Genomic DNA, 12236 nt, shown 5'->3' with positions numbered 1-12236 from the left:
GACAAGGAAGTGAAGTCTTGACTGAGGAACTAGAGACGAATCGAAAATATTGGTTGGTTAGAACATTTGGTGGAAAGTACTATAGCCATTTTGTGCAGAACGGGTATATTGCCATTGGATGGAATGAGTTATCGGATATTGAAATGATTAAGAAGGCTGATAAAGATAGCGTGGCTAAGGAACAATTATTAAATAAGGCAAAAGAGCTATACGCCAAAAAGGAAAATGAGCAACTGGGAAGAATAGTAAACCCAATAATAAAGTTTGTTACAGAAATGAACATTGGTGATGTTGTTGTTATTCCGAATGAAAACTCAAAGGAAATTCATTTTGGCATTATTAAGAGCGAAGTAAAAATAGTGAAAGATGTTATAAACCTTGATGAAGGATTGGAGCCTTTATACAAGCAGAGAACAGTGGAATGGGTAACTTGGCGCGATAAGGACTCAGTAGATCTAGGCATCTTTAAAATGTTAAGCTCCCACTATGCCATTTCAAGTGCAGACGATTATGCGGAATCTATTGATAGAACAATGTATAGCTTTTATGTCAAGGGAGATAGAGCGCATTTAGTTATCAAGGTAGGTAAAAAAGGTGAGTATACAGGAACCGAGATACCTGATCTGATTAACCTTTTTCTAGGAACAATAGATTTGTATAATGAAGTTTCAGGGAAATCAGTAAGTAAAAGTGATGTAAAGATGAAAATTAGTCTTCAATCAGAGGGCTTCGTCTTGTTTTCTGGTAACGAGACGACAATTACTTTAATTCTCGCGATGGCAGTTGCTTTGTGCGGAGGCGGATTAAAATTCAAGCGCTCTGCAGCCAAAAAAGATAAGAGCACGGAAACCGGTGCGGAAGTTGAAACGTCGGGATTAATACCAACTATTTGGGACAGGGTATTAACAACCAGAGATCAAAACCATAGACATAAGTTGGAAGAAAAGGAACAAAATTTTAGACATATGGTAGAATCGCTTAATATTACTTTGCCGTCATTTGGTGAACTTGATGAAAATGCTGCTACAGAGGATAAATTAGTAGAATAAAGTAACAATAAGTATGAACATAAATAGATGCAGAGCTGATATAATAGGATAAGGTAACAGGGAAGAGGGGGTGTGATTCGTGAAAAATCAAATTAAGTTAGCGTATGATAAGCTAAGGATATTAATCCTATATGCCTTTGCTTTCTTTGTTCTCTTCACTATCCAAAAGCATACCCTGGGACTACTCCCTGTGCTTAGGGATAAATTGCTATTTGAAATGATATATCTGAAAGATCTACTTTTTACTGTTTCTTCTTTAGTGTTGGTACTGGTTTTTATTGAACCTACATTACCCGATCCGAGCGAAAAGAAACATTTTTTAAAAATAGAAAGAGTAAGAAATAGTCATTAATTGAAGAACTGGTCTGAATATATTAGGCCCTCGGGAGCGGGAGCTTTTCATCCGCTGCCGCGGCGCGATCGGCGAACGTATGCAGGTGTTTGAATTGAAGTATGAGGTCGGAGCGTGCAAATGGTATTTACACAGGATGTAAGAAAGACGCCGTATGGGGCGTCTTTTCGTTTTACAAGGATAAGGTTAAGCCCTTACTCGGCAAAATGGGTGGGGCTATTTACTGAGCTTCTAAGCTTTTATCTCCTCGCTAGCCTTAGATTTATTTCCGATTAATGCTAAAATGCCTCCGATTAAGGCAAGTACCATAAAGATTGCTACCAAAGTTCCTCTAAGGATCGCTCCGAGAATTGCAGAGATGATTAAGAGTATTCCGGGTACTTTCCCCTTAGCCCCGATGGCCACAGCACCAAAAATAATAACCAAGAAAGAGAATAGTACTCCTCCCCAGCCAAGTCCAACGACCGTACTAGCTCCGTCTGCATTGAAAGCCGATGCAGCCCCTCCAAGAAAGAGTGTGATTCCTGCGGATAAGATACCGAAGATACCAGCGATTAAAGAAATAATACCGCCTGCTTTTTTCATTAAAAACATCTCCTTTTTTAATAAACTGCCTGAAAATTACTCGTTAATTATATCACTCGTTATAGACAGAAATTTGTCACAATTGGTCAGGCTATTTAGAACATGAAATACCCCTTTCTTAATCAACTCATGCCGCACTCCGTCTCTGATCAGATCCGATAGTTCTCCCTGCTCCAGCTGGCCAAGGCGCCTGAGAGCTTGGCGGATGTCGCGGTCCTGGCGCTTTCGTAGGCGTGCCCGCAGGTCTTCGAGGTTTTCTAAAATCACATACCCTTCCAATTCAGATCCTCCTTTCGTGTGTCGTTTGTGGTTCCTTTGTGGTAAATAGATATCGGGAAAATTCCCGAAATATTCATATAGCAAATAAAAAATGCACTTCCTTTTTCAGGAAGTGCTAGTTACTTGAATTGAGGAGGGTAGATGTCATCAGTAGTGATCGGCCGATCGATCTCAATTCCTTTTTCTCGGGCAATTCTATTTAGTTCATATACAATTCGTTGGGCTAATCTAATCTTAGGCTCGTTTTTTCCTGATTCATAATCCGTCCAACTGCCTTTAGAAAGTTCACAGCGCCACTCTAATTCGTATTGCTTAACCCCGAGCTTTTCCCGGTAGTATTTAAGGTTATTTACTACCCTAGGCTTTTTCCCCAAGCTATCATTCATATGCATCACCTAGGAATATATTCCATATGGACATCTTAAATTCCTTCTATAATATAAGGTAGTATTAGGTGTTGTTTGCCGCTATGAAAAAGGTGCCCAAAAGGTGCCCAAATGTACTAAACGTTGCCCTAATTAACCAGGCTTCACAGAATACTAAACCCTAGAATAAGCTCTGCAGGCGGCTTGCGCAAATTGTACCTAACGCGGCAGATGTCATTAACCTCACTCGTAATGAGCAGGTCTGTGATTGTTGATAAGGTAGGAAAAAATCAAAAACAGCTTGATAAATAAAATGAGGACGGAAATCCCGCCCTCACATATATGCTGGAGTAGCTCAGTTGGTAGAGCAGCTGATTCGTAATCAGCAGGTCTGTGATTGTTGATAAGGTAGGATAAAAACCAAAACAGTTTGATGATATAAAATAAGGACGGAAGTCCCGCCCTCACAAATATGCTGGTGTGGCGCAGTGGTAGCGCAATTGATTCGTAATCAATAGGCCAGGGGTTCAAATCCCCTCACCAGCTCCAGTGCAAAAACCGTGTAGTTTAATGGCTACACGTTTTTTATTGCCCTTTTGCTTATCCATTAATTAGGAAGGATTATCTTGTATTGTTCGCTTGAGAGATGTATGATAATGTTGACATACGTAGATAGGAGTTTTTACCATGGATTATGTAACCCCCAAGGATAAAGATTTTATGGTGATGACCAAGAGCGGTTTTCTTGTATTGATCGAAACAAAAGGAGATCATCTTTGGAATGATGAAAGCAAGGCGAAACTTCATCTTGGTCGTATGTGGCAAGCACAAGCCGGAGGACAATATCGATACTTCATGGTGTTTAAGGAGAAGCTCGTGAGCGAAGATGGCGCATACACGTTGGATGAATTTGCGGGCGTTATGAAAAGCCTGTAATTAAGCCATGCAATATCGTTTAAAGAAACTTTATGAGGTGAACACATGTATATTTCTAAAGTAAGCATCCGAAACTTCAGAGTATTTGATGGCGAAGGTATTACTGCATCTTTTAAAAAGGGAGTCAATGCAGTTATCAGCGAAAATAATTGCGGCAAATCAGCCCTCATAGATGCATTAAGGCTCGCTTTTTCAACTATATCATATCGGAAGGAAATATACTTCAACCTCTCAGATTTTCATATGGACAGACGTGGGATACGAAGCAATGAGGCTTTCATCGATGTGTATCTTGATGAAGTGCCGCCGGATTTATTTGAGATTTGGGATCCTGAGGATACAACAAAAGGTGAGCTTCATGTTCGTTACTATGCCGTTCAAACACCAAACGGCAAGGAAAAAATACGTTATCAGATATGGGGTGGTCCCGTTGAGGGGAATCCAGTCTCTGCAGAAACCCTTGAAGCTATTCAGATTGCATACTTGGGTGCGCTCAGAGATGCAGAAAATGAATTAAAACCTGCTCGAGCTGGAAAACTGGCAACTCTGTTTGGTTCAATCGTAAACACAGATGAAGCAAAAGAACAAGTGTTATCGGCTGTCAAGCAAGCAAACTCTAACATTGAAGGACAAGAGTCCGTAAATCAGCTCCGAGATATCATTAATTCAAATCTTTCAGTGCTTGAGCAGGATTTGCTTAGACAAAAAGTAGGCATCGGCTTAGTTGAACCAAGATTTGAATCAATAGCAGCATCTTTAAGGGCATGGCTTAAACCTCGTTGGATTTACATTAGGAATGACAACCCTATACTGCAAGAAGTTCAAAGGCTTTATACCGGCGATGAATGGGCGCGAGCGACTAATTCTGAGAGCGAAGGCATTTATATTGATGTGTGGGCATTGGAAAGCAAGGTGCTTAGTGAAGAAATTCGAGGGTCTCTCTCATCTGAGCTCAGTAAGAAATTTGAGATAATGCAAAACGGTTTAGGCTATAATAATTTGCTTTTTATGGCGGCGGTATTAGGTGACATTGAAGCCGCCACAGCTGAAACACTATTCAGTCTGCTGTTGGTGGAGGAGCCCGAGGCTCACCTACATCCGCAGCTTCAAGAGCTTGTACATAGCTTTTTTGAGAAAAACTCAAATAATGATAATGTGCAGGTGATATATACTTCACATTCCCCGACGCTTATTTCCCGAATAGGCATTGATAAGGTTGTTTTATTATTCGAAAATGCTCATAGAATCAACTGTTTATCCCTTTCCGACAGTAATTTAGATAAAAGAGACAAGTATTACTTGGAGCGGTATCTTGATGTAACAAAGTCGCAGATGCTTTTTGCAAAGGGTATTTTATTTGTTGAAGGTATTAGCGAGGCCCTTATTTTGCCATGCTTGGCAAAGATGATTGATCGTCCGTTTGATAAATACGCTGTAACAGTGGTAAATGTGGATGGTGTTTCATTTGAGCCTTTTTCTAAATTGCTTTGTTTTACAAACGACCCACAAAGGCAAACCATTAAGTCAGCAATAGTAACAGATGATGATCGTTGTACAGATAAGTCGGAACAAGCGCAGTATATTCCAAAAGATATAGATTTTGACTGCGGTCAAACGATCTTGAGTGACGTTGTTTCAAAGTTAAGGACAGGCAGTCCATCTGATCGGTATAACAAGATAGTCGGGTTGTGTCAGTCTGCCCATATAGGCATTTATGGTGCACCAAAAACACTCGAATACGCTCTGTCTTTATCAGATATAAATATTCATTATATGCTTAGCGCAATAATTGATGTCTATCCGCAAGCAGGCAAAGCACTCTTTAATCAAGTTCATCAATTAAACGACATTAATGAGAAAGCCGCTTGTGTTTGGTTATTTATGCGTGAACGTTCACAACAAAAGGCAGAGGTTGCTCAAGCATTAACCAAAAGAATTAATGATAAAAAAATCCTAATAAAAAAAGGCGATGGTTCTTTTGAAGATAGTGATAGTGTTGAAGAATTTGTCGTACCAGAATACATTCAAAATGCCATCTTTTCAGTGACGAAGGAGAAAATAGATGGTAACGCTGACGGATGAACAAATTGCCTTTTTAGAGGCTGAAGGGAAAGTAGTTCTTTGCGCCTGTCCTGGAAGCGGTAAAACATTTATTGTTGGAAAAAAACTTCTGAAATATCTTGAAACATGGCCACATGCTTATAGAGGTATTGCAGTTCTTTCTTTTACAAATGTCGCGAGTGAGGAAATTCTTCGGCAAACAAAAGATTTAGCAACAAGGGAAACTCAAAGTATTGGGTTCCCCCATTTTATTGGAACGTTGGATAGTTTTATAAATAATTTCATATTTCTCCGATTTGGATATTTGATGATGCCAGCGACGATCAGAAAGCGCCCACGAATTTTTCAAAATAGTTATGCTTGGCCTACATTCTATCCGAAAAAAGGACAGGGTGAATGCTATAAACGAGGATGCGTTTCTTCGCCTTATTTATTTCATTGGACTCCACAAGGCTTATATAAAGACAACTCACCTATTACATGCAATATCCCTCAAGCCAACCGTCCTTGCGTGAAATTTAAACACGATATGATAAAGAAGGGTATTGCATCACAGAGAGAGGTATCCACACTTTCACTGAGGCTAATAAAAAAATATCCCCAAATCGCTAGTGAGATAGCCCATCGCTTCCCTGTAATTATTGTCGATGAAGCACAAGATACGTCCCGTGAGCAAATGGAAATCTTAGAATCGCTCGCGGAAAATGGCGTAAACACCCTAATAATTGTTGGCGACCCCGATCAAGCCATCTATGAGTGGCGCGACGCAACACCGGAATATTTTAAAGCAAAACTTGATGATGCACAGTGGAATTCATTATACCTAACCGCAAATTTTCGTAGCTCTCAGCACATATGTAACGCAACAGTGAAATTTTCATCTGTTTTATTTGAAAAGCAGCCTGCAGAAGCAAAAGGTGAACACGCAGCATTTGATGCGAAGCCTGTATTACTCCAGGTCGCTTCCCAAAAAACGAGAGGAGATGTTATTGACTGGTTCAAACAACTTTGTAATAGCATGAGTATTGACTCAGAAGGCGATTCTGTCTCCATATTGACTCGAGGAAGAATTCATTCAGATACGGATATCAAAGATCTTTGGCAAACACCAGAAACACGCTTGCTGGCATCTGCAACCTACCAGTGGTACTATTCCTCGCGAAAAGAAGCTTCCGCTCAATGTGAAAAGGCACTGTTTTGCATGATGATAGGCGATGTTAACGGGTTATCGTCTGATGAAATAAAGCAAGAAGTAGAAAAATCGATGGAATATTCATTGTGGAAAAAAAAGTGATTCTGTTGCTTTCCGCCCTTCCTCATGCAAGCTCTTCCCTAAAAGACTGGTATAACGCACTTGTTGCTGAAATTGAGGAACTAAAGCGGCAAAGCATTATTATTATCCACGAACAAAAGAGTATAAATGATATTATAAAACTTAAAACTCGTACAAAAATCGGTAATACATATAGCACCGAGTTTCTTGATATGCCGCTGTATGTATATTTCGAAAAAAGAACCAGCTCGGGAACCACGGTGTCATCAGTGCATGGAGTAAAAGGAGAGTCATTCGATGCTACACTATTGATGGTTGAGAGTATTAAGGGTAACACACTTACTCCGTCACTTCTCAATACTGGGCAGCTTGATAGCGAATTAATGCGGATTGCATATGTTGCCATGACAAGACCGAGAAAACTTTTAGTTGTATCTATTCCAAAACAAAAGACAAAAAATAACCTAAATCGATTTCCACCTGAACTATGGGATTATAAAGAAATCTGACTTTTTTACTATTAAAGGCTTAACGCATTTGATTTTGTCATTGAAATGCTTTGTAAATATTTCATAGCTATTTTCTTAAGTACGTGGTATTGTGTGTTGCTGAAAGGAGGCAGCGCACATGAATAACAAATTGAAGAGACAAAACTATAACGGGTGTTCGGACTGTAGCCTCAGAGCTGAGTCGGATACCCGTTCTTTTTTTTAAAGGAGGTCGCCGTATGAATAAGCAATTTATCACCGGAATAGCCATTATCGCCTGTATCGCATTGTGTGCCGTTGTGTGGCCCCGAAGTGCCGAGGTCGAGGATTTTACCCGCTGAGCCGGTAAAAATCGCCGTAAATGCCGAAATTACGGCCGGGTCAAAGGAAACTTCTCAAATTTTTCTTCCTTCTGATGCCTCTGAATGCATATTTGAGGCAGTCTCAGAAAATGAGCCAAAGAACATCGTTATAACGTCAGAAGAAAAAATAGAAAAATCTGAGCCAGCGCAGGTAATCCAATCACCAAAACCAAAACCAACCACACCATCCTCCGAGCCGCGTATGGGAGATGTTCGCATCGTAAACGGCAAAAAGCAAATTTACATTGATGGCTTTGGCTGGATCAAGGATGAAGGCGGCGGCTCTCACGGAACAATGGCCGGTAATTCCAATGACGAGCTCACAGGTAACAAGGTCGGCCAGATGGGTGGCGGCACAACTGTTCACGGTAAGGGCGATATCAACAAGCAGGTCGGTATCATGGGTGCTGGCGATGTGCCACCGTCCAATACCGACCCAGTCCCAGGCACAAAAGAATATATCGGCGGCAAGCTCCATGTATGGATGCCAGGCTTCGGATGGATTGAATATAGAGGTAAGCAGAACATCGGTATCGTCGCCGAGGACATGTATGAGAACGGTCATAAAATCGGCTCCATGGGAGGCAGCGAAGTACCGCCGAGAGAGTCAACCCCTCCGGCATCAGGGCAACTGGAGCCAATCGATGGAGAATTTCATATCGTGTTCGTTGAAGTGCCTGAGAAGAACAGTACCCCGCCGCCATATAATCCTGATACAGTGTCCCCGTAAAACTACTTCTCAATATAAGATCTGCCATTACACGGCAGGTCTTTTTTAATGGCTGAGTTATAAAAACACAAAAAAATTCCGTGCAGATAGCTCTCCTAACGTGAAAGTAAGTAGGAGTGTTAGAGGAAAAATTTTGGTCCAACAGGCCTTCTCAACGTGTAAATAAGTAGAGGGAAAATTTACTCCGTGCAGCCCCCTGATTTTTTCCCTAAAGAAGTAGGAGGATTTTTTTCACTCAACCCCTCAAAATTTTCCCTAAAGATTATAGAGGGTAAAAATTTTTTCCGTCCAAACCCCTGTTTTTTCCTTATAGATATAAGGGGAATTTTTTGGTCCATCCCGTCACTTTTTTCCCTAAAGAAGTGAGGGGATATTTTGAAAGGAGGTCATTATGTCACAAAACAAACTTATCACAATGGATGCGGGGACGCTGCTCACCACTCCGCTTCCGCCGACAAGGTTCATCGCAAGCGAGCTTATACCCCAAGGGCTGCACATCCTCGCGGGAGCACCTAAAATCGGAAAGTCATGGCTGGCGCTGCAAATATGCCTACGGGTAGCGTCGGGAGAATCGCTGTGGAGCTTCCCTGTCTCCAGCGGAACTGTACTTTATCTTTGTCTTGAGGATAGCTTCAGTCGGATACAGAACCGGCTGTTCGATATCACAGATGAAGCGCCAGGGAATCTCCACTTCGCTACTATGTCGGAGGTTATCGGCGAAGGCTTGGAAAATCAGATTGAGGATTTTCTGAATGCCCATACCGACACAGTGTTAATCGTTATCGACACACTCCAGAGGATACGTAAGGTCAGCGCGGACGCTAACCCCTACGCCAGCGACTACCGCGATATCGGTATCTTAAGACAGCTGGCGGACAAGCACCGGATTGCTATCCTGCTTATCCATCACCTGCGCAAGATGAACGATGACGATCCTATGAACATGATTTCCGGCACAACAGGAATCAGCGGCGCCACCGACTCTAACTTCGTCCTAAAAAAGGACAAGCGCAGCGGGAACTCTGCGACGCTCTACTGTGTGGGGCGGGACATCGAATATCGCGAGCTGCAGCTGGAGTTTGATAAGGCGACGTATATCTGGACTTTGCTATCCGACAGCATCACCGACGAACCACAGCCGAATGATGAAATTGTCATTCATCTCTCTGCAGTTATGGAGTCCCTTCTCTCTTTCTCGGGAACGGCTACGGAATTGGCCAGCGAGGTTGAGAAAGTGTGCGGAGCAGTCATACGTCCAAACGTCCTCATCAAGAAGATGATACGCAACCAGGCTGAGCTTGCTGAGTGCAGTATTACTTTCGAAATGAAACGCACTCATGACAGAAAAGAAATTAGTCTCAGCTATGAGCGCGTCGATAGCGTCGGCAATGACGGCAAAACAGATACAGCATCTGTATCAAATTTGTCGACGCAACCGTCGCAGCCGACGCAGGAGGACGAAATGTAACCATGTTGGCTCACTATTTATTCTATTTGCATAATATCGGAGAAAAAGTGATCCATCTTGGCTCACTTTCCCCCCACTCGGACATTGCTTCGGTGAAAATACGGCCATGGGAAACACAATAAGCAGGCAAAGACATATAAATGCTGATTTTGGGGTGAACCATGGGGTCGAAAACCTGTGCTGGTTAAAGGAGCGGGGTCACAGAGCACCCCCGCCCCGGCAAACATCGCCCCGCAATGCGGGTCGGGGGCATTTTTCAACGGGGTCAGAAAATGCCCCTTGGGGTCGGCTTCGGGGTCACGCCGCAAAATAATGCCTCAAATACCGCAAAAAAAGGGACTCCACAGCGGGGTTACAGCCGGAGTCACGCAATAAAGGGATTTATATAACCAAGACAAGGAGGCTCACTATGCCATTTTTATTCAAGGGAGACTTCAGAGTTAACAGCACGATTATAGGCGGAGTACAGTATGTAACCTACAGCTTTTTCGATGGGGACAAGCTCATTTTTGACAAGGTCGGCGACCTTATACAGCAGTCCTTTCAGGCAGCCGAAGCCGATAAACTTCCGAAAGAAAATTCGGAGAATTTTATAGCTATTGAAATGGATTGATGGTATTGTGTGTTGCTGAAAGAGAGGTGTTTTGATGGAAAAAGAAATAGCGGCAATCTACTGCAGGCTCAGCCAGGATGACGGGGATCTCGGCGAAAGCGGCAGCATCCAGACCCAGAAGGCCATACTCACGCGGTACTGCAAGGACAATCATATCGCTATCGGCGAGGTCTATGTTGACGATGGATATACCGGTCAGAACTTCAACCGTCCGGATTTCAGGCGCATGATGGACGACATCGAGGCGGACAAGATCAATGTTGTCATCGTCAATGACCTGTCCCGCTTCGGCAGAGAGTACGCTGAAATGGGACTCATCATCGAGCATTATTTCGAGGAAAAAGGTGTTCGTTTCATCTCGCTTTATGATCGTGTAGACACGGCAAAAAGCAAGGATAACCTCATTATGGCAATCACGAATGTCATGAATTCCTTCTACGCAAGGCAGGCCGGCTCCAAAACAAAAGCGGCTCACAGGGCGAGAGCGCTGGATGGAAAGTACCTCGCCGGACATGCCCTCTTCGGGTATATGAAAGACCCTAACGACCGGCACAAGCTCATCATCGACCCGCCTGCGGCAGACGTTGTGCGGGAGATTTTTCAGCTGTTCGCTGACGGCGTCGGTTATGTACGCATGACAAAAATCCTGCGGGAGCGCAAAATACTCAACCCTATGGCCTACTTCAATCAGAATAATCCCGACTACTTCAAGAACAGCGGCTACTGGCGCAAGCCCTTTGACTGGCATGCCACCTCCGTGCGGTCTATCCTGATGAACTAGGCTTACATAGGGAATGTGGTGTTCGGCAAAACGAAGGTAAAAGGTCTCTTCGACAAGAAAAGAATCCCCGCCCCGCAGGAAGAATGGATAATCGTAGAGAACATGCACGAGCCGATTATATCGCGGGAGCTGTGGGATACGGTACAGCAGCTGATGAAAAGCCGCAGGCGGGAAAACAGCAAGGGCGAGGTTCAGATGTTTGCGGGGCTGGTGAAATGTTCGAAGTGCGGCTCCTCCCTTAACGTCAACTTCGATAAGAAGAAGGGCAAATATACTGGTTTCTCCTGCTGGGTATATAAGAACTACGGCAAGGATCGCTGCACGTCTCACGCCATCGGGTGGAAGACTATGGGGCAGCTTGTGCTGGAGGATATCCGCCGGAATGCGAAAGCGGCGAAGCTGGCGGCACCCAAGTACAAGGAGATGCTTATCGCCGCCAAGACCGAAAAGAAACGGCAGGAAACCGAAAAATGCAAGCGCGAGCTAAAGACCGTGGACAAAAGAATCGCCGAGTTGGACAAGATTATGAACAAGCTCTACGAGGACTTAGCGCTCGAAAAGGTCTCAGAGGAACGCTATCAGACCATGTCCAAAGGGTATGAAGCCGAGCAGTCCGGCCTTAAAGAGCGGCGCAATAAGCTGACGGAGATAATCACGCGGGCGGAATCGGTATATGAAAACATCGAGAAGTTCCTGCCGATTATCAAGGAATACACCGACATCACCGAGCTCAACACGCACATCCTCAACGAGCTGATACAAAAGATTGTGGTCTATGAAAAGACGGATAACCCTGACGGCAGCAAGAGCCAGCGGATGGATATCCATTATAAATTCATCGGCTATTTGGGATGAAGGAGATGTTCGGACTGCCAATGGTCATGGCAATGGCGA

14 protein-coding genes and 1 tRNA gene are annotated in these 12236 nt (G+C 43.4%); 12 read left to right on the top strand and 3 right to left on the bottom strand.

Translation table 11 applies throughout. The features are described 5' to 3' along the window. Nucleotides 1-17: 17 nt before the first annotated feature. On the top strand, nt 18-1049 hold the full coding sequence (locus ACYQ2N_RS07350) for a hypothetical protein (protein WP_459998508.1): 1032 nt from the start codon (nt 18-20) through the stop codon (nt 1047-1049). 79 nt (nt 1050-1128) lie between these two features. Continuing rightward, nucleotides 1129-1401, top strand: a complete 273-nt coding sequence (locus tag ACYQ2N_RS07345) for a hypothetical protein (protein WP_459998507.1) — start codon at nt 1129-1131, stop codon at nt 1399-1401. A 231-nt stretch (nt 1402-1632) separates the two neighbouring features. Here the strand turns inward: ACYQ2N_RS07345 and ACYQ2N_RS07340 are convergent, their stop codons facing one another. The 3 genes from ACYQ2N_RS07340 to ACYQ2N_RS07330 form a co-directional block, all read right to left on the bottom strand. After that, on the bottom strand, nt 1633-1986 hold the full coding sequence (locus ACYQ2N_RS07340; RefSeq protein ID WP_459998506.1) for a hypothetical protein: 354 nt from the start codon (nt 1984-1986) through the stop codon (nt 1633-1635). A gap of 36 nt (nt 1987-2022) precedes the next feature. Beyond that, complete coding sequence (locus tag ACYQ2N_RS07335) at nt 2023-2265, bottom strand: hypothetical protein (protein WP_459998505.1); 243 nt, start codon at nt 2263-2265, stop codon at nt 2023-2025. Between the two features lie 119 nt (nt 2266-2384). Beyond that, nucleotides 2385-2651 (bottom strand): helix-turn-helix domain-containing protein, encoded by a 267-nt coding sequence (locus tag ACYQ2N_RS07330; protein WP_459998504.1) that lies wholly within the window; start codon nt 2649-2651, stop codon nt 2385-2387. A 453-nt stretch (nt 2652-3104) separates the two neighbouring features. Here ACYQ2N_RS07330 and ACYQ2N_RS07325 point away from each other — a divergent pair. The 10 genes from ACYQ2N_RS07325 to ACYQ2N_RS07280 all read left to right on the top strand — a co-directional run bounded on the left by ACYQ2N_RS07325 (nt 3105) and on the right by ACYQ2N_RS07280 (nt 12197). Continuing rightward, nucleotides 3105-3179: transfer RNA gene (locus ACYQ2N_RS07325), tRNA-Thr, on the top strand. Between the two features lie 138 nt (nt 3180-3317). Beyond that, on the top strand, nt 3318-3566 hold the full coding sequence (locus tag ACYQ2N_RS07320; protein WP_459998503.1) for a hypothetical protein: 249 nt from the start codon (nt 3318-3320) through the stop codon (nt 3564-3566). 45 nt (nt 3567-3611) lie between these two features. Then, the gene (locus ACYQ2N_RS07315; protein WP_459998502.1) at nt 3612-5648 is read left to right on the top strand and encodes an ATP-dependent nuclease; all 2037 of its coding nucleotides are present in this window, start codon (nt 3612-3614) and stop codon (nt 5646-5648) included. Continuing rightward, nucleotides 5629-6921 (top strand): UvrD-helicase domain-containing protein, encoded by a 1293-nt coding sequence (locus ACYQ2N_RS07310; RefSeq protein WP_459998500.1) that lies wholly within the window; start codon nt 5629-5631, stop codon nt 6919-6921. Before ACYQ2N_RS07315 ends, ACYQ2N_RS07310 begins: the two co-directional genes overlap by 20 nt. Further along, nucleotides 6906-7409, top strand: coding sequence for a 3'-5' exonuclease (locus ACYQ2N_RS07305; RefSeq protein ID WP_459998499.1), 504 nt, complete (start codon nt 6906-6908; stop codon nt 7407-7409). Before ACYQ2N_RS07310 ends, ACYQ2N_RS07305 begins: the two co-directional genes overlap by 16 nt. Nucleotides 7410-7700: 291 nt before the next feature. Next, on the top strand, nt 7701-8480 hold the full coding sequence (locus tag ACYQ2N_RS07300) for a DUF6550 family protein (protein WP_459998497.1): 780 nt from the start codon (nt 7701-7703) through the stop codon (nt 8478-8480). A gap of 391 nt (nt 8481-8871) precedes the next feature. After that, on the top strand, nt 8872-9948 hold the full coding sequence (locus tag ACYQ2N_RS07295; protein ID WP_459998496.1) for an AAA family ATPase: 1077 nt from the start codon (nt 8872-8874) through the stop codon (nt 9946-9948). Nucleotides 9949-10357: 409 nt separating this feature from the next. Further along, nucleotides 10358-10561, top strand: coding sequence for a hypothetical protein (locus tag ACYQ2N_RS07290; protein WP_459998495.1), 204 nt, complete (start codon nt 10358-10360; stop codon nt 10559-10561). Between the two features lie 34 nt (nt 10562-10595). Then, entirely contained in the window at nt 10596-11342 is a 747-nt protein-coding gene (locus tag ACYQ2N_RS07285; RefSeq protein WP_488199456.1) for a recombinase family protein, read from the top strand. A gap of 6 nt (nt 11343-11348) precedes the next feature. Continuing rightward, nucleotides 11349-12197 carry a DUF4368 domain-containing protein gene (locus ACYQ2N_RS07280; RefSeq protein ID WP_488199461.1) on the top strand — a complete coding sequence of 283 codons (849 nt, stop codon included), beginning with the start codon at nt 11349-11351 and terminating at the stop codon, nt 12195-12197. The last annotated feature ends 39 nt before the right edge of the window (nt 12198-12236 follow it).

Source organism: Paradesulfitobacterium aromaticivorans (assembly GCF_054657415.1).
This window is presented reverse-complemented; position numbering and strand designations above follow the sequence as displayed.